The organism is Cronobacter dublinensis subsp. dublinensis LMG 23823 (assembly GCF_001277235.1).
GTDB classification, from domain to species: Bacteria; Pseudomonadota; Gammaproteobacteria; order Enterobacterales; family Enterobacteriaceae; genus Cronobacter; species Cronobacter dublinensis.
In genome coordinates this window covers 15,137-38,507 of record NZ_CP012267.1, presented here as the reverse complement: position 1 = coordinate 38,507, position 23,371 = coordinate 15,137, and the positions used below count along the sequence as shown (strand labels likewise).

General features: G+C 57.9%; 18 protein-coding genes. 3 read left to right on the top strand and 15 right to left on the bottom strand.

Annotated elements, in window-relative coordinates; genetic code table 11:
• Positions 1-93: 93 nt before the first annotated feature.
• From AFK67_RS20710 to AFK67_RS20655, 12 genes are all read right to left on the bottom strand, one after another.
• Positions 94-735: a DUF2931 family protein gene (locus AFK67_RS20710; RefSeq protein ID WP_007712525.1), complete on the bottom strand. Its 642-nt coding sequence runs from the start codon at positions 733-735 to the stop codon at positions 94-96.
• A gap of 280 nt (positions 736-1,015) precedes the next feature.
• A complete protein-coding gene (locus AFK67_RS20705; protein WP_032966447.1) occupies positions 1,016-1,657 on the bottom strand; it encodes a DUF2931 family protein in 642 nt (213 codons plus the stop codon).
• The gene (locus tag AFK67_RS20700) at positions 1,654-3,222 is read right to left on the bottom strand and encodes a T6SS phospholipase effector Tle1-like catalytic domain-containing protein (protein WP_007712522.1); all 1,569 of its coding nucleotides are present in this window, start codon (positions 3,220-3,222) and stop codon (positions 1,654-1,656) included. The genes AFK67_RS20705 and AFK67_RS20700 overlap by 4 nt, the downstream gene beginning before the upstream one ends.
• Entirely contained in the window at positions 3,219-5,744 is a 2,526-nt protein-coding gene (locus tag AFK67_RS20695; protein WP_007712521.1) for a type VI secretion system Vgr family protein, read from the bottom strand. Before AFK67_RS20695 ends, AFK67_RS20700 begins: the two co-directional genes overlap by 4 nt.
• On the bottom strand, positions 5,741-8,398 hold the full coding sequence (gene tssH, locus AFK67_RS20690) for a type VI secretion system ATPase TssH (protein ID WP_038884987.1): 2,658 nt from the start codon (positions 8,396-8,398) through the stop codon (positions 5,741-5,743). The genes AFK67_RS20695 and tssH overlap by 4 nt, the downstream gene beginning before the upstream one ends.
• A gap of 148 nt (positions 8,399-8,546) precedes the next feature.
• Entirely contained in the window at positions 8,547-9,038 is a 492-nt protein-coding gene (locus AFK67_RS20685; protein ID WP_007717541.1) for an Hcp family type VI secretion system effector, read from the bottom strand.
• A gap of 20 nt (positions 9,039-9,058) precedes the next feature.
• On the bottom strand, positions 9,059-10,744 hold the full coding sequence (locus AFK67_RS20680; protein ID WP_038884983.1) for an OmpA family protein: 1,686 nt from the start codon (positions 10,742-10,744) through the stop codon (positions 9,059-9,061).
• Between the two features lie 3 nt (positions 10,745-10,747).
• Positions 10,748-11,401 (bottom strand): type VI secretion system protein TssL, short form, encoded by a 654-nt coding sequence (gene tssL / locus AFK67_RS20675; protein ID WP_038884979.1) that lies wholly within the window; start codon positions 11,399-11,401, stop codon positions 10,748-10,750.
• Positions 11,398-12,738, bottom strand: coding sequence for a type VI secretion system baseplate subunit TssK (gene tssK, locus AFK67_RS20670; protein WP_032966520.1), 1,341 nt, complete (start codon positions 12,736-12,738; stop codon positions 11,398-11,400). Before tssK ends, tssL begins: the two co-directional genes overlap by 4 nt.
• 11 nt (positions 12,739-12,749) lie before the next feature.
• Entirely contained in the window at positions 12,750-14,294 is a 1,545-nt protein-coding gene (tssC, locus tag AFK67_RS20665; protein WP_053532928.1) for a type VI secretion system contractile sheath large subunit, read from the bottom strand.
• A 32-nt stretch (positions 14,295-14,326) separates the two neighbouring features.
• Entirely contained in the window at positions 14,327-14,821 is a 495-nt protein-coding gene (gene tssB / locus AFK67_RS20660) for a type VI secretion system contractile sheath small subunit (protein ID WP_053532926.1), read from the bottom strand.
• 702 nt (positions 14,822-15,523) lie between these two features.
• Positions 15,524-16,858 (bottom strand): aminotransferase-like domain-containing protein, encoded by a 1,335-nt coding sequence (locus AFK67_RS20655; RefSeq protein WP_007727619.1) that lies wholly within the window; start codon positions 16,856-16,858, stop codon positions 15,524-15,526.
• A 105-nt stretch (positions 16,859-16,963) separates the two neighbouring features.
• Here AFK67_RS20655 and AFK67_RS20650 point away from each other — a divergent pair, with 105 nt between their 5' ends.
• A complete protein-coding gene (locus AFK67_RS20650; protein WP_038885118.1) occupies positions 16,964-17,842 on the top strand; it encodes a DMT family transporter in 879 nt (292 codons plus the stop codon).
• A gap of 29 nt (positions 17,843-17,871) precedes the next feature.
• The gene (locus AFK67_RS20645) at positions 17,872-18,762 is read left to right on the top strand and encodes a dihydrodipicolinate synthase family protein (RefSeq protein WP_007727610.1); all 891 of its coding nucleotides are present in this window, start codon (positions 17,872-17,874) and stop codon (positions 18,760-18,762) included.
• Positions 18,763-18,862: 100 nt separating this feature from the next.
• Here AFK67_RS20645 and AFK67_RS20640 read toward each other — a convergent pair whose 3' ends face one another.
• Positions 18,863-19,801: a hypothetical protein gene (locus AFK67_RS20640; RefSeq protein WP_007727600.1), complete on the bottom strand. Its 939-nt coding sequence runs from the start codon at positions 19,799-19,801 to the stop codon at positions 18,863-18,865.
• An 18-nt stretch (positions 19,802-19,819) separates the two neighbouring features.
• A complete protein-coding gene (locus AFK67_RS20635) occupies positions 19,820-20,302 on the bottom strand; it encodes an Hcp family type VI secretion system effector (protein ID WP_032967471.1) in 483 nt (160 codons plus the stop codon).
• A 590-nt stretch (positions 20,303-20,892) separates the two neighbouring features.
• On the opposite strand from AFK67_RS20635, the gene AFK67_RS20630 reads away from it, so the two are divergent.
• Positions 20,893-21,705, top strand: coding sequence for a hypothetical protein (locus AFK67_RS20630; protein WP_007727592.1), 813 nt, complete (start codon positions 20,893-20,895; stop codon positions 21,703-21,705).
• 51 nt (positions 21,706-21,756) lie between these two features.
• On the opposite strand, the gene AFK67_RS20625 is transcribed toward AFK67_RS20630, so the two are convergent.
• Positions 21,757-23,325 carry a sensor domain-containing diguanylate cyclase gene (locus AFK67_RS20625; protein WP_053532923.1) on the bottom strand — a complete coding sequence of 523 codons (1,569 nt, stop codon included), beginning with the start codon at positions 23,323-23,325 and terminating at the stop codon, positions 21,757-21,759.
• Positions 23,326-23,371 lie beyond the last annotated feature (46 nt).

The window sequence follows — 23,371 nt, the reverse complement described above, 5'->3', positions numbered from 1 at the left end:
CCAGTATGCTGAATTTACAAGAAGGGACAATCAAATTAATAAACAAGAACAAAGTTTATCCTCAGCTAACATATTTCTCCCAGAGAACACAGTTCACCAGCTTCCATAAGGATATTTTTTGCCTTTTATGAACTCTACTATATCCTCATCATATCCATAGCTGAAGTTACTACTGGTTACCCCTTTGCACATATCCAGATCTTTCCCGGATACGGTTATTATTTTGGTTTCCGTTTGTTCAAGATTAGGGCGGCCATTGTTTTCCAGCCAGACCCTCACTTTCCCTTCAGGCGCAAGACCAATAACCATATACTGGAAGAAATACGTTTCTTTCGGGCTGTAGTTACTGGCCTCCGTAGTCAGCATCTTTTGCCATGTTTCATCATGGAATATCAGCGTAGTTTCATAAACTTTCTTGTCAATAATGGAATCCCAGCAAAATAACATTGCCCGGGGAGGGGATTCGGTCTTATTAAACGGAGAGGGCCCCTGTCCTGCGTACTGATCCCAGCCGCCCACACTTTGCCCCTGGGGCTGGTCTATTGTCCGGAACACCATACCGTACCCATTGACATCAATTATTTTAACAAGGGTGACCTGTGCGGGCAGCGCTTTGGGGGTTGAAAATGAAAAATACCATTCATCAAAAGGGGCTTTAATTTCACTTTGATTCGCAGGCTTACTGCAACCTGCAAGGGAAACTGATGCCAGAATTAATATAGCGGCTAATTTCATGCTTTTTCTCCTTTCATATTCCATACGGTACGGTGCCACCCGGTGCAGGGATGGTTGAGAAAACCGAATAACTCGACCGCGTTTACTGCGCCATAAATGGTTTTAATCGTTTTGCCATCGAGCCAAACCGAATTAAAAGCAACCAAGTTCCAGTGGGCGGGGCAGTAAATACACTCAACATCAACAGTAGGTTAATTCCCTCAAAAAATGGTGTCAATTCAAGGCTCATATATATAATGATGTTTTTATTTAATAAAAATTAACCTATAAAACAAATGATTCACCAAGAGCCATAAGGATAAACTTTCCCTGCTATAAATTCTTTAGTGGTATTACTGTACCCTTTAGAAAAATCACTTTCTGTAATATTTTTGCACATATCCAGCTCTTTCCCGGAGACGGTTATTATTTTGGTTTTCGTTTGTTCAAGATTAGGGCGGCCATTATTTTTCAGCCAGACCCTCACTTTCCCTTCAGGCGCAAGGCCAATAACCATAAATCGGAAGAAATACGTTTTTTTCGGGCTGTAGTTACTGGCCTCCGTAGTTAGCATCTTTTGCCATGTTTCATCGTGGAATATCAGTGTAGTTTCATAAACCTTCTTATCGATAATGGAATCCCAGCAAAATAACATTGCCCGTGGAGGAGATTCAGCTTTATTAAACGGAGAGGTGCCCACCCCTGCGTGCTGGTCCCAGTGGCCCACACTTTCCCCCTGGGGCTGGTCTATGGTGCGGAACACCATACCGTACCCATTGACATCAATTATTTTAACAAGGGTAACCTGAGCGGGCAGCGCTTTGGGGGTTGCAAACGTAAAATACCACTCATCAAAAGGGGCTTTGATTTCACTTTGATTCGCAGGCTTACTGCAACCAGCAAGGGAAACTGATGCCAGAATTAATATAGCGGCTAATTTCATGCTTTTTCTCCTTTCATATTCCATACGGAACGGTGCCACCCGGTGCAGGGACGGTTGAGAAAACCGAATAACTCGACCGCGTTTACTGCGCCATAAATGGTTTTAATCATTTTGCCATCGAGCCAGACCGTCTTAAAAGCAACCGGGTTCCAGTGGGCGGAACAATGTATATATTTCCCTATTAACTGAAGTTCTGATGATGTAAATGGAGTAAATGTTCTGCCAATTCTTATCGCCTTTCCTTGAGAAATTGCTTTTTCACTCAAAAACTCAAGTTCGGCTGGCAAGCTTAATTTTTCATTTGTGGGTTCGATTTCTTTGAATTCACATCTAGCTTCTTTCGCTGCGTCTAACATGACCCGTAAACTAACTTTACTCCAGTCATTGGAGACGATACGTTTCAACGTCACAGCGGCACCTGTGCGCTTTTCCGTTATTCCCGCACGCTTCTTGTCAGGATTGATCAGATAGTCATACCAGGTCTCGGTTTTTACTTCACCGTTAGCCAGAAGTGGATGAAGATTGGGGCAGTTTTTCAGAACAGGTATTTCAGCCTCAGCCTGTCGGTAAACCGCCGTATTTTCGGGAAGAATATCGTCTCTTACGGTCTCGCTGCGGGGCTTTGTTAAAAAAAGATATTCCTGCTCCTCTGGGTTATAACCGCCTCCGATATCCGAATGCACGCCAGGCAGAACCAGCTCTGGCCAGGATTCCTTAATACTGTTAAGGCTGAAATTATGGCGACATTCATGCATCGCCGTTATCTGGAAAACCTTCTGCGCAATATCCTCTGGCAAATCCAGAGCTATGCCTGGATTATTACCATCGTGCGGATCCCATCCTACCGCACAAACGGTATCAAACAACCCCAGGAACCTGACTTCACCGGCTGGTTTGCCATGCTGCTTTCGCCCCTGCAGCCCCTCCTTGATGGCCTGTTGTACAGCCTCATCATTGTTTCTGACACGATTGGCAAAGTGGCGTGCTGCCGCGGCCCCCCGGCTGAACCCAAAGATATCGAACTGAATTTTTTCAATGGCGAATGATATGTCATTGTTTTCCTCAAAAAGACCACTTATTTCAGATGCAATCTGAGCAATGCCCTCATCGGTTTTGTCTACCACACCTTCGGATAATTGCCCCGTCCCCAGGGAATACAGACTATCTTCTTTGCCTTTCTGCGTGCCGATACCCTGAATATAAACTGCACGTTGATAACGTGATTTCTCATCTGTAATTTGGTTATCTCTCAAATAAAGCGTATTTAGCCAGTGCACGTTTGAATAGTAGCCCATATAGCTGCCGCTCCCCGTTGCACTCATTCCCAGCTTTTCGACACAAAGCTCGACATCCTCTTTAATAAGACCAACATTAAGATGAGTACAGCTCTTCAAAAGACGTTTATCTGTATTAAAAAAATTGTTCCCGGTGCCATCAAAAAACATCCCGACAGTAATAGTAATACTGATAACCGGTTTACGTTTGCAGACAATGGTTTTCTCAGAGCATTTTATATCGGTTAAATGCTCACCGTCACTCGTTTCCCATCCGTGATACTCCGTCATGCTTCATCGCTCCCTGCTGTTTTACTGGTACCCAGTACCTCGATATTTATCCTGCTCGGCATGGATGTGTTAACTGGCATGGTTTTGCCCTTTTCATCAGAGATGCCGGTAAAAACCTGGCCGCCGGCTGTGGTGATTTTATATTCGGCATTGGGGATACTATTCCCTTCTTCATCCTTCAGGGTATAGCTCCCTCCATATCCCAGCGGAAACTCATGCGTGGCGGTGTTCAGCATCGCGGGCCCTATTTTCTGTACATTAAGGCATTTCATCAAAATATTACCCGGCGCCCCCAGCTCAATATTACCGCCGCTCATTTTAATATAAGCGCCGGCACAATTAATGATCAGTTCTGTTGCCGCCGTAATTTCAACCTTCCCTTCCGTACTGGTTACGCTGATATCCTGTTTCGCCATAACGTCAAGCGCATCATCCTGCGCCTGTATCTCCACTTTACCTTTCGCCGCAAACAGCTTTATTCCGGCCTTCTGTGCCAGCATGCTCACCGTTTCCCCTGCAGCCACCGTAAAGCGCTTCAGCGCGCTGATGTCCGTGTTCAGTTGCGACATGATCCCCACGCTGGCGCTGCCGGAGGCGATGCGGACGGCCCGTGGGCTGGTGATACTCACACCTTCCGGCGCGTTCAGCACCATCCCCGGTTGCGCAAGATTTTTCAGGGACTCTGACAGCTTCACCTGGCTCTGAAGATCAGCGGGCAGCGCGCCCGCCGTTTCCGCCGCATCAGACAGGTTCCGGGCCAGGCTCAGCGCATTCTCCAGTTGGGCAATTGCCTCCTTCATGGAGAGCATGTTATCGCCCGCCAGCAGTTGCTTATCCGCCGTAATAAATACGCCAGCCCCACCGCGAACACTCACCCATTTGTCGGTGCGCAGCTCCGCGCCCTCGCCGCGTAATGTCCGTCCGGCATCCACATTATGTCCGAGGTTCAGCTGCGTCTTGCCGCCATACTCGGTGCTGAGCTTGATATGCTCCTCGCCGCGCTTGTCCTCCATGCGCAGCTTGTTGTTGGCGGGTGTGCGGATAACGTTGCGTGTGCTGTTCTTTTCCGTCACAGGGTCAACATGACGCGAATCATGCAGCGCATGGGCAATATAGGGCCGGTCCGGGTCGCCTTCGTGAAAGCCGATGGCCACCTCGGTGCCCTGTATCAGCGGAAAGTGAAAGCCGTAGAGATCGCCGCCATAGGGTTTCGCGAGGCGCACCGGCATACTCTCCTGCCCCGGCGATTTGTCATCCCGGTCGGCGTCGAACTTCACCCGGTACAGCCCGGCCGCATCCTGCCAGGCGTAGATATCTCCGGGCTTCGCGCTGGTCACGCGGGCCGTCATGGTGCCTGCCACTTTAGGCCGCGGCAGCAGCGGCGGCCGCCAGCACAGCGTCTCGCTGTAGGGCACGGCCATGATATCCACGTGCAGCGCATGCTGACGGCTGGCGCGTAATCCGGTTCCGGTGATGAGCACCGGCGCCTGCAGCGGCGACGGCAGGCACGAAGGCACGGTGTCGATAACCGTCAGTATCTGCCCCGGCGCCAGGCTGGCATCCGTACTGTTGCCGGTTATCTGCGTCTGGTTCGCCAGAAAGCGCTCATGGTCCAGGCGGGCGTAAAAGTTGGCGGTCTCAGTGGCCGGCTCATTTTTGTCGCCGCGCACCAGGTGCCGCAGCCGGTAGTGATACACGTCGCCAAAGGTGCTGCCCTCGCCGTCGCCCCGCGTCATGTCCGCCGGTGCCGACTGCAATACCGCCTGCGCCTCGCGGTGGTTGTAATCGCGGGTCGTGACGCTGGCCTCCACCACATGGTGGGCAACCTTCAGCCCCCACACCGAGTCGGCCCCGCTGTCGCTCATGCCGGACGGGCTGTTGACCGGCAGCGTTTTACCCGGCAGCAGCCCCCGCTGCGCATCGACAAAATGCACCACTTCGCTCTTCGCGTCCGGTTGCAGCGTGAAGTAATAAAATATTCCCACTTCCGCCAGAAGACGCCGGATAAACGTGAGGTCGCTTTCGTGGTACTGGTTTATCTGCTCACGCTTCGGGTACGGTTGCCTGAGAATAAATTCGTACTCCCAGTCATGCAGGTGATGCTCGCGGAGGATCTGCTCCACGACCCGGGGCACCGACTGGTTCACGAAAAAGCGGTGCGTGCGAAACGGTTTATCGAGCAGGGCAAGAAAGGGCGCGAGGTTTATCAGATACGTCGCCTGATCGGCTGAGCAGCTGATGCGTTCAAACGTGGTCACAACGCCGTGCACGCGTCTGCATTCCGCAAGGCATTCCAGCAGCCCTCCGCCCATCGTCAGCGTGGCAGGTTTACTGATTAACTGTCCGGCCTGAATATCGTTATCCGGGCTGGTAAAGATAATCTGGTAGTCATAAAGCTCGCTTAATGCTTCCCTGCCGCTGAATTCCTCCACATCCAGAGGCGCCGTACAGGAGGGAATATCCAGCTGATAGCGGTTGAGCGTAGTGGCGAGTAAATCTGTGAAGGTGTCAGTCAGACTCATCGTATGGCGCCCTCTTGCGGTGATGCGTCAAACTCCATCACCACGCCCTCTTCGTCGCTCCACCCCAGCGTCAGATGCTTCAGCGTCTGCCCGGCGGCTATGCAGGTGAGTAGCTGCTGGCTGAGCGCGGGCAGGATCTGCTGGTTAAGCAGACTGTCGATGTTACGCGCGCCGGTGTCCGGCAGCAGACAGGCGGCCGTGAGCGCTTCACAGAGGCTGTCGCTGAGCGTGGTTTCCATGCCGTAATGCCGCGTCAGGCGCTCGCTGACCTGGCCGAGTTTCATCTCAACGATGGCGCGCATCGCGCTTTGAGCAAGCGGCCGGTAGATCACCGTCTGAAAACGGGCCAGCAGCGCAGGCTGGAAGTAGTCGCGCAGCAGCGGGCGAAGCAGCTCGTGAAGGTCGGCTTCCGTGGCCTCCGGGCTCGCCTCCAGTAGTTGCATAATGTGGTCGCTGCCGAGGTTGGATGTCATCAGAATGACCGTGTTGCGAAAATCGATTTCGCGCCCTTCGCCGTCGCGCATGACGCCGCGATCGAAGACCTGATAAAAGAGGTTCATGACGTCGCGGTGCGCCTTCTCCACTTCATCAAGCAGCACCACGCTGTAAGGTCGCCTGCGAACCGCTTCGGTAAGGATGCCGCCCTGACCGTAACCGACATACCCCGGCGGCGAGCCCTTAAGTTGCGAGACGGTGTGCGGCTCCTGGTATTCCGAGAGATTAATGGTGATCAGGGCTTTTTCCCCGCCGAACAGGGCATCCGCCAGCGCGAGCGCCGTTTCAGTTTTGCCGGTGCCGCTCGGGCCCGTCAGCAGGAACACGCCCTGCGGGCCATTCTCCGGCGCAAGCCCGGTTTTGGCGGCGCGCAGCCGCTGCGCGATGGCATTCAGCGCAACGTCCTGGCCCACCACCCGTTTAGCGAGATACTGCTCCAGCGACAGCAGTTCGGTCTGCTCATCTTTCATCAGCGACGAGAGCGGTATGCCGGTCCAGTCGGCGATGACGGTCGCCACGGTACGCGCGTCCACATCCAGCCCCAGTAGCGGAGCGCCTTGCTGTACCCCGACCAGCTGCTCGCGGAGCGCCGCTGACTCCGCGTGCCGGGAAAGGTCGGTACGGCAGGCCAGAAGTTGCCCGGTTAACGCCAGCTCCTGGCCGTACTGGGCTTCCAGCCTATCGAGCGCCAGAATAAGGCGGATCTCGTCCTGTTCGATGGCCGCGAGCCGCTCGTCGCGCGCGGGACCGCCCGCGGCGATATCCTCCAGCAGCGCCTGTTTTTCCATGCCCAGCGCGGTTAGCTGCGCTTTCATCTGCGTCAGCGGTTCGGGCACGGTATCGAGGCTCATGCGCACGCGCGCCGAGGCGGTATCCAGCAGATCCACGGCTTTGTCCGGCAGCTGGCGGCCGGTCAGGTAGCGTCTTGAGAGCGTCACGGCGGCGCGCACCGCCTCGTCGGTAATGTGCACGCCGTGATGCGCCGCATAGCGGGGTTTAAGACCTCTGAGCATCAGGCAGGCGGTATCGTCGTCCGGCTCGTCCACGGACACCCGCTGGAAACGGCGCTCCAGCGCGGCGTCACGCTCGAAGTACTGCTTGTACTCGCTCCAGGTGGTGGCCGCGATAGTACGCAGCTCGCCGCGGGCAAGCGCAGGTTTCAGCAGGTTGGCCGCATCCGCCCCGCCCGCCTGGTTGCCTGCGCCGATGATGGTGTGCGCCTCATCGATAAACAGCAGCACCGGCACGGGCGACTGGCGTACCGCGTCGATAATGTTTTTCAGCCGCTGCTCAAACTCGCCTTTCACGCCCGCGCCCGCCTGCAGCAGACCGAGATCGAGAGTGCGTACCCGCACCGGCTTCAGGCTTTCCGGCACGTTGCCCTCGGCTATCCTGAGCGCCAGCCCTTCCACCAGCGCGGTTTTGCCGACACCCGGCTCGCCCACCAGGATCGGGTTGTTTTTGCGACGGCGCGAGAGAATATCCACCATCTGGCGAATTTCATTATCGCGGCCAAATACCGGATCGATGCCGCCCGCCTGCGCTCTTGCGGTGATGTCCACCGTGAATTTCTCCAGCGCGCTCTGCAGCGCCGGGTTCAGGTCACCGTGGTTTTCCGTGAAAGCGTCAGGGCTTGCCGCCGGGCGTTCTTCGCCGGTCATCGGCAACCCGACTGGCTGCTGCGCCTGCGTTCGCTCTTCTGACTGCGCGTCCAGCAGCCCGCGCAGCCGTTCAAGCTGGCGGCTTCCGACCGTCAGCAGCGGCCACAGCCCGTCGCAGGCGAGCAGTTTCGGCGTCTCGATCATCGCCGCCAGCAGATGCGCGCTGCGGATCTGTTCGCTGCCTTCGACAGACGCGCACAGCCACGCCTGTTTCAGCAGCAGCTCCACGGCGGCAGAGAGCTGCGGGCGACCCCTGACGGCGCGCGGAAGAGGGTCAAGAAACGCCAGCAGATCCTGCCAGAGGGCGTCCATATCCCACTCATAACGGCGCGCCAGTACCGTCAGGTCGCCCTCGCCCTGCTCCAGCAGCTTAAGTACCCAGTGCTCGGGCAGGATTTCCGCGTGCGCGCGGGCCTGGCAGAGGCTCGCGGCACCCTCCAGCGCGCGGGCGCAGTAGGGATTTAAACGGCGCAGTAATACAGCAGACTGATGTTCCATGGGTTCGCTCCTTGAGATGCCCGCAGGCATGCTACCGCCCGTCGCTTTTACCCGTAGCGCACAGGGCGGTTGATTCAGATCCTTTTTTGCAAAGCGCCCCGCAGAACGCTTTGCAAAAAAAGCAGACGGTTGCCCGTCTGCCAGGGGGTCAGGCGGTAGTGCGTTCGTTCCACGAATCGGAATGAATGATGTTGCCGTCCTTGTAGGTCCAGGTGATTTTTTCGTAGCGCAGTTCGATGCGCTCAAGATGGTTGTGCTTCTCTTTGGAAGGCTCCTTGATGTCGTGCATCAGCGGCGCCACTTTCACCAGCTTCACGTTCTCCAGTTTCGTGTTGAAGTACTCCACCTCCTGGCCCGCGTCGTTGATGCGATACCATCTGAACTCGGCGGATTTCAGCGTCTGGCCGGTGGTGACCGCCTTGTAGAGGTACGGGCTGGAGGCGTCGATTTCTTTGGTGAACAGGAACGGCGTGTGGATGCGGGTGCCGGTCAGCTTGCCGGTGTTGTTGTCGGTCGGGATGTACAGGGTGTGTTCCTGCGCCACCACCTCGATGCTGCCTTCGCGATCCTTCACGTCAACGGAACCCTTGATGTCCGCGCCGCCGTCGTCCTTCAGCCAAAGATAAACAGGAATTGCCATTGGATTGTCTCCATTTAAGGTTAATTGCCGCGCTCATCCTGTGAGGGCGGCAGGGGGATGTCCGGTGCCTGACAGGCGTCCGCCTGCGGCACCAGACGAATTTCAACGCGGCGGTTTTGCGCCCGCCCCTCTGCGGTGGCGTTGCTGGCGACCGGGCGGCTTTCACCGTAGCCCTGCACCGCAAAACAGCGCTCCGGAACGTCGCCGGTATCACGCATCCAGTCGCGCACCGCTTGCGCGCGTTTAAACGACAGCTGCTGGTTGGCGCGCTCGTCGCCGACGTCATCGGTATGGCCCGCCACCACAATCAGCCAGCCGGGCTTCGCCCTGATGCCCACCAGGGCGTTCACCAGCACCTTTGTGGAGCCGGGTTTCAGCACCCACTGGCCGGTGTCAAAGAGCGAAAGGCTGTCGAGGCGCACCGTCTGCGGAGCGGCGGCAAGGGTTTTGACTGGCGCAGGCGGCGGCGTCCAGTCACTGATGGCGGCTTCCAGCGGCGGTATCAGCCTCATCCCCTGATACAGGCCCAGCCCGTAGCGCAGCGGTTCACCGCGACGCAGCCACTCATCCAGCCGTTGGCTGTCCGCGCGCAGATGGCGCTGCGCTTGCGCTTTGGGGCCGGGAGGCTGCCCGCTGAGCTGGCGATAGACCGCGAGATGATCGCCTGTGTCCCGCACCAGCCGCTGGTTGTTGATAAAGGAGGCGAGCATTGCCAGTGCCAGAAAAATGAACGCGATAAGCCCCGCCAGACGCGCCTCGCTCATTCGACGGCTGACGCCGTGGCGACACGGCAGGGAGGCCAGCAGCAGGTCCGGCAGGGGTAATAACCCGCCGTGCGGGCCGGGTTCAGGGGAGAGCGTGGTGATACCCGCTATCTGCCGTTGCCAGAGGTTATCCGCAAGCGCTGTCACCGGCGTCAGACAGACGCCTGATGCGCAAAGGTTAAGAGGGGCGAGCGCCTGCTGTCGGACGTTGAGTTCGCAAGCGACCATCCGCGAGGTAAAGCGCAGCATGCTATCCAGCCACAGCACGCAGGACAGCCGGAATGCGCTGTACGCTTCTTGCTGCCAGTCGGTGACGGGTTGCGCGACATGCCCGGCCTGTCGCGCCCGAATGCCTGCGAGTTCAGGCGTGGCGGTAAACCACAGCGCGTGCTCATGCTCCTGCGGCGCGTTGACCCAGGCGACACTCCAGACCGGCGGCAAACCGTTAAGCCAGGTGCGGCACTGCGTAATACTTCTGCGCCATTCCCGCAGTGACCGGGTAAAGCATTCTTCATCGGTATGTTGTTCCGGCACCACAGCCAGCAGTACCGAAATCTGAGACACCAGCGCCGGACGCCCGGCGGCGAAACGCTGCGCCAGTGCCGGCAGTTCCCCGGCATCCGGGACGTTCAGATACCATCCCTGGCGGGTTTCGCGCCAGCGTGCATCAGGCGTAAACAGCGATGCCGTGTCGCCGCAAACCAGCACCACGGGCCCCTGGAAATCTTCCGGCGGCAGGCCCTCCTGCGTTTTCGGCGTGCTGAGCGCCTGGCGGCGCAGATAACCCCGCCGCTGCCGCCAGAGCACGGCGGCGCACATTAACAGGATGCAGACGGCGAGCGCGACGCGGCTCCCGGCGGAAACCGGGCAGAACCCCAGTGCCAGCCACAATGCCAGTACCGCGGCCAGCATGGTCAGAAGCGCGCTGTTGAGTTCACGCATTCGTCATCCCTGCCCTGTCACTTGCGCGACCTGATGCGCCAGCGTGGCGCTGAGCGTAAACCACAGCGCTATCAGCGCCACGACGCCCGCTCCCCAGCCCAGCCAGTAGAGGCGACGTCCGCTGTGTCGCCGGGGCGCACGTGCGACAACCGGCGCGTCTTCGGTCAGCGCGAACGGCGCCACCCGCGCGCTCAGTTCACGCACCACATCCTCACGTCGCTCGTCATCCTGAGCGCGATACTGGCCAACAAACCCCAGTTGCAGGGTCCGGTACAGACAGGTGAGCACCGCGCTGTCCGGCGCGGGCTCGCGCAGGAGGAGGCGGATCTGTTCCCAGAGATCTTCCCCGGCATTCAGCGTGCTGAAAAACCGCGCCTGCAGCGGGTCCTGACGCCATTTGCGATAACCGTCATCCTGCCTGTCGCGATGCAGCACGCTTTCATCGATAAGCGCGCAATACGCGTACAGCATTCGCTCAACGCTGGCATCGCTGAAACCGGCCTGCGACAGCGCCTCCCGCGCCGTGTTCACCCACTGACAGGCGCGGCGGTACAGCGCGTCGCCATCCTTCACCTCTTGCCCGCTACGCAGCTGGCTGACCATCAGCCAGCCCGGATAAAAGGTTTTGTTAATCACATCGAGGTCAGTATTTTTCATGAGCGCAGCACCGCGAAGAGTTCGAGCTTCACGTCACCCAGCGACTGCGGCGTGTAGAACGTGCAATTTCCGGCTTCCAGCATCGATCTCGCGGCATCCGTGGTGAGATCCAGCGCGAAATACTGATTTTCGAGGCGCAGCGGAATGGCGGCGGGAACATGGCTCAGCGGCTTGATGACCATACCGCTCAGGGCAATGTTCACGACCTCGGACACATCGTCATGGCTGCCGGCTTTACACAGCTGCGGGAAGCGCGTCTGGAGTTCGTGGCCCGGCAGCGCAGAGCGGACCGAGAGATAAAAATCGGCCCCCTCGCGCAGTCGCGCGTCGTGCAGTTTTCCTCGCCAGATTTCCCGGTCTTCGCCTTGCGTGAGTTCAATCGCAATGACTCTGGAAGGAAGACTCGCCTCCAGCAGCGTGTCGAGCAGGTTAAACAGCGGCGGAAACACCTTTTCCGGGGTATCGTGCTGGTAGGGGGGGATCTCCTGGGCGTGATGTTCAAGCGAAAAGGTCAACAGGCTACCGGCGAGCCGCGCGAGTTCGCGGTAGAGCAGTTCCGGGTGACGTGATGGCGTCTCACAGAGCTCCGCCAGCACCGGTCCGGCGCTGTTCAGCGCGTTGAGCAACCAGAAGAGTGACACATCCGCGACGGCGAAATCCGCCATCCGTTCGTTACTTTCCCGGCGCATCGCCATCAGACGATTGCGTCTGGCATGCAAGCGGTGCAACAGATCGTTGAGATCGCCAGTCAGCGCCGGGCTTGCCGAGAGCGATAACAGAGGCGGAATAAACCGCCGGTCTGTCACCCACTGCCCCTGCGCATTGCGCACAAGCCGCGTCACCGGACACGTCATCCAGGCGCTGTTCTCCTGCGTCGAAAGACGAAGCGTCAGCGCATGGCGCAACACCGCCAGTTCGCTGCGCTCATGCCCGGCCAGCTCCTGCACCGTGACCCGTTCGGACTGCCAGCGACGCGGGCGCGCGCTGTCATGCCCGTCATCCAGATTGCCGCCATTGGCGTTCATCAGCGGCAGGGCCAGCACCACCTCCACGCACGCCTCCCCGACAGCCGGTAAATCACAGGCCGGCGGCAGATTATCCGCAAGACGGGTGTCGATCAGCGTGCCGTCCGCAAAACGCACCGCCAGCCGGGTGGCGTTCAGTCTTGAAAGCGCCAGCGCCCCTTCGTCAAATTCAGCGCAAAGCACGCCCCACGGATGCGCGAGCGTCATTCGCGCGACCGTATCCGCGACATACGCCTCCCAGCGCGCCTGCTGCTGGAACTGTTGCGGGGCCAGAAAGGCCCCGTCTTCCCATAACGGGCGATAGATTTTCATCCCGCTCAACCTTACGGCTTCGCTTTCGGCATCTGCGACACCAGCGACAGGCTGACGTCCATGCCTTCCACCTGGAAATGCGGCACCGCGTAGAGCCTCACGCGAAAGAAACCGGGGTTGTCCTCGATATCTTCCACCACCACTTTCGCGTCGCGCAGCGGGTGCGACGCCTGCAGCGCGTCTCCCGGATCGGTCATTTCCGTCACCAGACTCCGCACCCAGGTGTTCAGCTCCAGCTCCAGCAGACGCCGGTCTTTGGTGGTGCCGATGTTTTCGCGCTGGATAAGCTTCAGGTAGTGCGCGATGCGCGACAGCAGGAAGATGTACGGCAGCCGCGCGTTGATGCGGCTGTTCGCCGTCGCGTCCGGCGTGTCGTACCGCGCCGGCTTCTGGGCCGAGTTCGCCGAGAAAAAGCATGCGTAGTCGCGGTTTTTGTAATACGACAGCGGAATAAACCCGAGCCCGGCAAACTCAAATTCGCGCGTCTCCGGGATCATCACTTCCGACGGGATTTTCACCTGGCTGCCGGTGCCCAGATCGTAGAGGTGAATGGGCAGGTCCTGCACCGCCCCGCCCGCCTGCGGGCCGCGGATCTGCACGCACCAGCCGTTGCTGATGAAGCTCCTCACCATGTTGGCGGCGAACGCGAACGCCGCGCTGGTCCACAGGTATTTCCCGTGATCCGGGCCTTTCACCGCCTCCACATAGTTAAAGCTGCGCACCGGCACGGTGTCCGGGCCGTACGGCAGGCGGCCCAGCACGCGCGGCAGCGTCAGGCCAATGTAGCGGGCGTCATCGGTGTCGCGGAACGCCTTCCACTTGATGTACTCCGCGCGATCGAAGTGGTTGCCGATATCCTTGATGGCCGCCACCTCTTCCATGCTCTCTTTCAGGAAGAACGCCGGGCCGGCCGCGCCGATAAACGGCATGTGCGCCGCCGCCGAGACTTTCGAAATCGTGCGCAGCAGCGCGATATCCTGCGCGCTCGCGTCAAACTCATACGCGGAAATCACCGCGCCCACCGGCTCGCCGCCGGGGGTGTCATATTCCGCCGTGTAGGTGTGCCAGTAGAGGCCGCTCTGGACGATTTCCGGCGCGTCCTCAAAATCCTGGCGCAAATCTTCTTTGGCAATATCCAGAATTTCGGTGCGCACGTTCTGGCGGTAATCGGTGCGGTCCACCAGATGTTTCAGGCCGCGCCACAGCGATTCCACCTTCTGGAACGCCGGGTGGTGCATCACCGCGTCGAGCTGGCGGCTGATTTGCCAGTCCAGGTCGGCGATGTGGTGATCGAGCAGCGTTTTGTCGAGCCGGTCAACCTGCTGGCCGGCGCGCTTCAGGCGCTCAAGGAAAACCTGCACCGCGGCGGTCACGCGCTCGCCGGCGGAGGCGTCGGCCAGGCGCTGGCTGTCCTGCCAGGCGTCGATATCGCCCAGGGACGTGACCGGCTCCAGGTTGATTTTGTCAAACAGCGAGGCGTACACGCTGCCGGTGGTGTCGCGCGCCGGCGCACTGCCGGCGGCAGAAGAAGGGGTGTTCTGAACAGACATCAGCATTTCTCTCGTTGATCCGTATTACCCGGTCCGCCTCAGGCGTGTTTCGGGGCCAGGGCCGCCAGTTCCGCGCGCAGGTTTTCGCTCAGCGCCGGATCCTTAAGAATGGTTTCCAGTTCTTTTCGGAAGGTGGCGTTATCGAGAAGATTCGATTTGAGATCGCGCAGCAGATTACGCATCGCGAGCATGGCATTGAGCGGGGGAATTTGCCGCGCCACCTGCTCCGGCTCGAAATCTTTCATCCGGCGAAACGACAGGCAGATATTTTCCTCGCGCCCGTCCCCCGCGAGCGTATTTTCAACGGCGAGGCTGACGGCGGGCGCAAATTCGCCGAGCACGCTGTCAAAATTGTTTTTATTGACGTCGATTTTTTTACGTTCGCACAGCGGCCGGTTTTCCTGACCGTTGCTGAAATCGCCGGTAACTAACAGCTTCAGCGGCAGCTCAACGCTTTTCTGCGCGCCGCCGGTATGCAGGCTTAATTTTAAATTAATGCGGGCTTTCGGAATTTCTTCCTGATATGACGACATAACATGTTCCTTCACAGTAAAGTTTCAGGCGGCAGATGCCCGGAAATCCATAAGGGTTTCCATAACAACGCGCCACCGCGATCGTTGCGATGAATAAGAGAACGAAAAACAGTGAGTTACAACGATAAATGCTACGCACGTCGTGGTTATTCACAAGACGACCCGCCGCAGCAACTGTAAAGGGATATTGCGGTAAAAAAGAAAAATCGCCGGCTAAGGGATAAAAAACGCAGGCTGAAAATTGTGCCTTACGGGGAATCACAGGCCGTACAGACGTATCCGGAAACGGCCTGCACTTAATTAAATGCATTAATTATTTCAGAGAAGTAACAATTAAACGGTGCGCTTTAATATTTTCCTTAATCCAGACGACAAAACAGGCCGCTTTATCATTCAGCGAGGCAATATCCACACCTCCTGAATAAATACAGCCTATAACAAACTCCTTTTTTTCTTTGCAGACGCTGTTTTTTAGAATTTTCGGATGCATTTATAACGTTACCCATAACAGAAGTGCATCACAGATGTTTTATCTGGCCGACTTTTTTTAAGCGCAGGCGCTGCATAAGTAATAAAGACAAAAAGTCCTATACGTTATTTCAATATATGGCTGTACCGGAGAGCTTAACGCCATGCCGCGCCGGGTCTGGCATTATGGGAGCAAAACGCCTGCGCCGCTGGCGGGCGCAGGATGAGAAAGCGTTAAAGATTTTCCTCATAAAGCGTCGTTTCCCGGATCGTTTCCAGCGCCTGGCGCAGCGTTTGCGGATGAAGTGAGCCGAGCGCGAGCCGTATAGCGTGCGGAATATGCGGCGAGGTGCTGAAAGGCGCGGCGGTGGAGACGGAAATCTTCTTTTGCAGCAATTTTTGCGCCACCTGCTCGGCCCGCACGCCTTCCGCCAGCGGCAGCCAGAGGAAATAAGAGGACGGGTGGCTCACCACCGGCAGCGGGCTCAGCGCCTCCCGGGCGATGCGCTGACGCGCCCTGGCATCGCGCCGCTTCAGCGCCTCGAACCGCGCCACCGTCCCGTCGCGCAGCCAGTTACAGACCAGCGTGGCCATCATCGCCGGGGTGTTCCATGTGGTCGCGCGAATGGTGCGCTCGAACGCGCCGAGAAAGCGCGGCGGGCAGACCACCGCCCCGACGCGCAGGCCCGTCGCGATGTTTTTTGAAAAACCGGTCACGTAGACCGTTCGTTCGGGTGCCAGCATCGCGAGCGGCTGCGGCGCGGGTTTTACCAGCCAGGCGTAAGGGGCATCTTCAATAAGCAGCAGATCAAAGCGCCGGGCGAGCGTTACCAGCGCCCCGCGCTGGCGCATGGTCAGTACCCACCCCAGCGGATTGTGCAGCGTGGGCATGGTGTAAACAGCCCGTATATGGCGTTTTGCGCAGAGCGCTTCGAGCGCCGCGAGATCCGGCCCCAGCGGCGTAACCGGCACGGCCACCAGTTCAATGTGATACATGCTGGCGACCACCTTAAAGCCCGGATAGGTCAGCGCGTCCACCGCCACCACGTCGCCGGGCCGTAGCAGGCTCATCACCGTAACGGCGAGCCCGTGCTGCGCGCCATTCACTACCAGCACATTTTCCGGCGCGGCGTTAAGCCCGGCGCCCGCGAGCCAGGCGGCGATCGCATCGCGATCTTTCGGGCGTCCGGCGTGCGGCTGATAGCGCAGCAGCGCCTCGATATCGCCGCCCGAAGCGAGCTGGCGCAGGGCGTCGCGCAGCAGCTCCGCCTGACCGGGTAGCGAAGGGTAGTTAAAGCTCAGATCCAGCGCGTCCGCCGCCACGGCGTGCTGGTCTATTCCAAGCCCCGGCGGCAGCGCGATATCGCGTACAAAGGTGCCCCGCCCCGTCTCGCCGCTCACCAGCCCCATCGCCTCCAGCTCGGCGTAGACACGCGTCGCGGTCGCAAGAGACACATGGTGCTCCGAGGCGAGCCGCCGGTGCGTCGGCAGCTGCGCGCCTGCCGCCAGCTCACCGCCGCGGATCGCCGCGGCATAACGATCGACCAGGGTTTTGTAGCGCGCTTTCATCGCAATGTATCCATGACAATATTTTGATTGTCCTGAATCTAGCGCTCTACTATGGGCAGAGTCAATGTCGGGCGGTCAGCCGCTTATCTTCTTCAGGAGAGTCATATGGAAAACCCGTCACACCGGAGCGCATGGTCAGGCTGGCTGAATGGTCTGCTGGGCGTCATTATCTTTAGCGGCTCACTGCCCGCGACGCGCATCGCCGTCCTCGATTTCTCGCCCTTTTTTCTGACGTTCGCCCGCGCCTCCATCGCCGGGGCGCTGGCATTATTACTGGTGGCGCTGCGCCGGGAGACGCGTCCTGATGGCCGTCAGATGCTGTCGCTGGCGGTCGTCTGCGCAGGCGTCGTGGTGGGTTTTCCGCTCCTCACCGCGATGGCGCTACAGCACGTCACCTCGGCGCACTCAATGGTGTTTATCGGCCTGCTGCCGCTCGCGACGGCGCTGTTTGGCGTGCTGCGCGGCGGTGAACGCCCTCGCCCGGCCTTCTGGCTGTTCTCGGTCGCGGGCAGCCTGCTGGTGGCCGGGTTTGCGCTTACGGGCGATGTCACCGTCTCGTTGCAGGGCGATCTGCTGATGCTCGCCGCCGTCACGCTGTGCGGTTTAGGGTATGCCGAAGGCGCGGCGCTCTCGCGCCAGCTTGGCGGGTGGCAGGTGATAGGCTGGGCGTTGATCCTGGCGCTGCCGGTGATGCTCGCGGCCGCCTGGCTCACGCAGCCCGTCACCTTTCACGCCGTCGCGCCTGCCGCCTGGCTTTCGCTCGGCTATGTCTCGCTGTTCAGTATGCTGATAGGTTTTGTCTTCTGGTACAAAGGGCTCGCCACCGGCGGCATCGCCGCGGTTGGTCAGCTTCAGCTTCTGCAGCCGTTTCTGGGCCTCGCCCTGGCCGCAACGCTGCTTCATGAGCATGTCACCCCGCAGATGCTGGCCATCACGCTTGGGGTTATTCTCTGTGTGGCGGGATCAAAAAAATTCGCGCGCTGACTCCCGGCGCCTTCGCATAAGGATGAATCATGTTTACTGGTCTTAGCGCATTTCCACTGACGCCGCTCGTCAACGGGCAGGTGGATGAAACCACATTTGTATCGCTTATTGAAACGCTGGCAGCGGCGCGCGTGGATTCTGTAGCCGCGCTCGGCTCGACCGGCAGTCACGCTTATCTTTCGCGCGAGCAGCGGGCACGCGTCACCACGCTTGCGGTGCAGGCCGCAGGCGATATCCCTGTGATAACCAGCATCGGCGCGCTGCGCCTGGAAGAGATGCTGGATATTGCAGACGATGCCCAGCGCGCGGGCGTTAGTGGCCTGCTGCTCGCGCCGCTTTCTTATCAGCCGCTCAGCCAGGAAGAGGCATACCGGCTTTATGAGCGAGTGGCCCGCGCCGTGTCGGTGCCGTTGTGCATTTATGATAATCCGGCCACCACCGGTTTCACCTTTACCCCTGAGCTGTTGCAGGCGGTGGCGCGCCTGCCGAATGTGGGCTCGGTTAAGCGCAGCCCGTCCGGCACGACCCTGGCGCAGATGAGAGAAGAGATAGCGACACTGCGGCGTGATATCCCCGCCACGGTGACGATTGGCGCAAGCGCCGATCCTAAAGCCATCAGCGCGCTGCTGGCGGGTGCGGACACCTGGTATTCCGTGGCGGCCGGGCTCTGGCCGCACGACAGCCGCGCGCTGGCGCAAGCGGCGTTAAGAGGCGACGAGGCGAGAACCGCCGCGCTGAATGCGTCGTTCGAACCCCTGTGGGCGTTGTTTCGCCATCACGGCGGGTTGCGGGTGATTGCCGCCGCGGCGGAGCTTACCGGGCGGGTCGCCGCCCCCTGCCTGCCGGAGCCGCTGCAAAGCCTGCAGGGTGACGCACGGGCGCAGCTGCAACGCGTGCTGGCAGAGCATGACTATCGCTGAGGGAAAAAAGGCCCCGTCGGGCGGGGTTTATACCGCCGTCGGGGATAACAGATAACGAAACAGGGGGCTGCGGCACAGGCGCGCCGCAAGCGAGGGAATGCTATAGTCGGCTTGCAATATTTTGCAGGATGGTCATCTCTTCCTGAGAAAACTGCTTAGTGCCGCCGCGCAGCGTATCGAGCGTGATGTGCCACGGATTGCCACGACTGATAACCACTTTTGAGCGGATATCATAGTGCTGCGTCGCGAAATCCTCAGTGAGGAGCTTTTCCACTGGCGACAAATCGGCGTAGACCGTTGAGCCGCCAGGCCCTGCCGCGAAGCGGGCCGGGTGCGAGGCAAGACCGGATTCAAGCTGTGTTTTCGCCTTCGCCGGATCTTTCACCACCTTGTTATTGGTCTCTTCGAAAAACTTATTCACTTTATTACGCACTTTCACGGCTTTTTTGACGGTTTCCAGAAAGCGTTTGTTATTCGCCGTCTGTCTGTCCGACAACGTATTGCGCAGAAGCACCAGCACCCCGCCCACGACGCCGCAAACACCCCCTGCGGCCAGGAATGCGGTGCGCACGCCCAGCGTGGAAGCCGCGTTTGCCGCGGCGCTACCGGATGTGACCGTTGCGGCGACACCGGCGGACGCGCCAAACATCCCGCCGAGCCCTGTGATAATTTTACCGGCAAAATCATAGCTGATTTTAGTGGCTTCATTATAAATGTTGCCCCCGCGCCCGCCCATGCGAGGAACGCGGGTATTATACCGGTCGAAAAACTGGCGGTTATTCTGGATAGTATTATTTGTTCCGGAATTAAGTAATCCCATTTCCAGATCGCGCCCGCCGTTATTGACGCCAACAGGTCGGGAGCTGGCCAGTAATTGCTCATAGCTATACATCACGCTGCGTTCTTCAGCATTTTCAAACTGATACAGCATGTCATCATCGAGTTCATTCACGAAGTCGATAATGGTATGTATTTCCTGTTCATTAAAGTGGGACCGATCGGAAAGAAGGGCATTTATCATGGAGTTAATTTCTGCCATCTTGCCACTCCTTTTTTATCAGAGTTCTTTATTCTGTTTAATATCCCAGCCAGCTTTGGTTTCAGCGCCTTTGGTGCCCTGATTCGATTGTTCCCAGTAATGGAAGTTAACTTTCGCCGCCTGGAAGTAATAATTCACCAGCACGGTATCGGTCTGCCCTACGCCGGTAAATTCGGTGCGGGTCACCAGCACATCCTCCAGCACGACTTTTGAATATTCCACCTGTTGACCACCGGCTTTACACACGGAAAGCTCGACTTTATTGACGTGCTTGCCGCTGGCGCAGAATTTAAGAATGGCAGGCGTGCCTTTATCCACAATGGCCTGCACGGCTAAATCCTGAAAGTTAACTTTACCGGCACCACCGCCACCGCCTACCGACATATTTCCCGGCTGCGCGGCGCCCCAGTTAAAAGAAAGCACGTCGATCCAGTTGGAATGATTAGCGTCTTTGGATTCGCCGGTAACGCCTTCCACTTTCAGGAACATATCAATAGCCATGTAATACTCCTTGTTATCAGATAGCAGGTGAGAATAAGCCGTGCCCGCAGGCAAATAATTCGGGTTCACTGTAAATTTATTCAAAACGCTTAACAATACTGGCCGGGAAATTAAGACGAATCTCATTCGAATTATTTCCGCGTATATCCTGTATTTGTTTCATTTTTATTGCGAGAGCATTAATTCCCTGAGGAATTGAATGTGGCGCAGGTCACAAAAAAGCGCGTCGTCATGATGCTAAAACTCAAAATGAAATTAATTAACGTTCATAAGAAAAAAATATCACAAGGTCTCGCACTGCGTTTTCTCGCAAAGAATTCGTTATAAAACAAACTGCTTTTATCATCACCTTTTCGTCTGAAAACAACCGAACCTGCGATTAATCTTAAATTCCGTTTTCGTTAGAAAATGAAATATTCACGATGTTATTAGTTTCTCGCAAAAATATCGCGGCATTTATGAAGAACACACGTTTTCACCCTGTATCGCCTCCCCCCAGAAAAGGGGGGTAACGGCAGACAGGCCTAAAGGGCATGGATGGCGCGCCGATAAGCTCCTTGATGCAATTTCAACCGGAAGGAGTTCGGAAAATGACCTCGATAGTACCCGCCGCGCAGGATCCCTTCGCAGCCAGCAGTGATTACTACGCCAGAAAAAAGAGCCCTGACAGCATTGCCATCACGTCTGAAGACGTAGAGAACGTGCGCTCGGGCAAAAATACCGCCGTCACAAAGAGCAAAGAAGAGCAGGCAGCGGATCTGCAAAACATGCTGGCGCAACGCCGCGCGACGCTGGAAAAACAGGCCGCCGCCAGCGTCCCCGGTATTGTAATGCACAGCGAAATCGCGGATAACTTCGCCGGGTTTGCTGAGCTTTCCAACCTGGCCGGGCTGGATATGGGAACGCTGCTCTCTGAAGCGCTGAACGCGCCTGACAGCTCTGCGAACACCGCCACGTCTGATATGGATCTCGCCATGAAACAGGCGAAGCTGAACTATATCGTCAGCAACTACGTGCCGCAGGAGAATCAAGCGAAAGCGCAGACGATGGTGTCTGACTGGCTGTCAAAACAATCGGCAGGTCAGGACGATGTGATGAAGACGATGACGAAGGCGTTTATCGACATCGCAAAACAGACCGGCGACATGGCAAGCGTGAAGCAGTACGACAATCAGCTGACCCAGCTGGACGCCGGGAAGCATGAATCCCAGACCCGCCGCGCCGAAACGCTGGCCATTACGTCACAGACGTCCACCCCCTCCGCCTGGTTTGCCGGTTTTGCCAGCAAGGTCAATGAGAGCCAGGATCCCGCCTCCGTGAAGCAACTTGAAAAGGCGCATATCGACGCGCTGAAATCACAGTGGGATCTGTTCCTCGCACGCGCAGGGAACGTCAACCGCTAAGCACGCTGACCGCCAGGCCTTGTTGCGCTGGCGGTCAACCACGCGCTACCGCTACGCCGCGTTACTCTTCTCCACCGCTATCGTATTCGGCAAACTGAATGCCTGATTGCGCCCCCGGTTTTTCGCCAGATAAAGCGCCGTATCCGCACCGCGGATCAGCGCGCTGAACGCATCTTCTCGCCCGCCGCCTTTCACCGTATGACACCCCGCGCTGATGGTGACTATCTGCTCAGCAAGCTCGGTCGACGGGTGCGGCAGGTGTTTCTCGCGAACCATCATTACCGCGCGCTGCGCGAGCGCCAGCGCCTCTTCGGCTGAAGTGTCCGGCAGCACAATCGCAAACTCTTCTCCGCCATAGCGCGCCACCAGATCGCTTGTGCGCAGCGTCACCATCTGCAGGGTATTGCCGATGAGCCGCAGACAGGCATCGCCCGCAGCATGGCCGCGGCTGTCGTTGTAGCGCTTGAAGAAATCGATATCGAGCATAATCAGCGATACCGGGCTGCCTGAGCCTGCGGACGCTTCCAGAACCTGCGCAAGCGTAGTATCGAACTTACGACGGTTGGCGAGGCCCGTCAGGCTGTCGGCCATGGCCATCGATTTAAAGGTCTGGTTCGCTTTGAGCAGCTCGTCGCGCAACTGCTTGAGCTCCTGCTGATCGCGAATGCTGCCGCGCACCTTGCGAAACACCACGGAGCTGAAAATCAGAAAACCAATCAGCAGCATCAGGCTGGATAACATGCCCGGCAGATTATTGCGCAGCCAGTGCATACGCACTTCCGCACGGTCATAGCCCGCCACGACCACCAGCGGCAATCTTTCCGTGCGGGCGAAACCAAATACCCTTTCCACATGATCGAGCGCGGCAACCCAGGTGCCCGTACCGCGATCGGCGCGGATAAGCTCACGGGTAAAGAGCGGGCTGTTGGAAATATTAAGGTCGATCTTCGCTTTATCGTAAGGACGCACGCAGAGCACCGAGCCGTCGGTGAGTAGCAGCGCCAGCATGTCGTGTGGGCCGAGCTCAAAATAGCTGTAAAAGCGCTGGAAATATTCAAGGCGGATGGTCGCCACCACCACGCCTGCAAACCCGCCGCTGAGATCGTTCACCCGCATCGACACCGGAATGACCAGTTCATCCGAGCCGAGGCTTTTAATGACGCGCCCGATATGAATGCCCGTCTGGCGGTTTTCATAATGGAAGCGGAAATAGTCATTGTGCGTGACGTCATTCGGGATACCAGCTATCCCCGACGATGAGCCTCTGATGACGCCCTGGGCGTTATAAAAATAGAGCCCGTCGAGCAGCGGCTGGCGCCCTTTCAGCCTGACGAGAAAACTGTGATAGGTCGTCGACTGCCCGGCGGCGACGGCGGCGCGCACGTCGTCGAGCGTCTGTCCCACCGCCATAAAGGTGTCTTCCGCCTGCCGCACCTGGGCGACCGAGAGGTTGACCGCTTTATTGGCGGCCTGCGCGATTTCATCATCCCAGGAGTGTAAAAATACCAGTACGTTCGTGCCGATCCCGCCCACCAGGAGGAACAGAATTAAGACAGCCAGACTTCGGCCAAGCGATGTGCTTAACCCAAGACGGAAGGAAATATACTGCCTGAGCGTCACGGAACGGTTTCCCCGGAAATGACTAACGTTGTTTCAGGGGTTATCG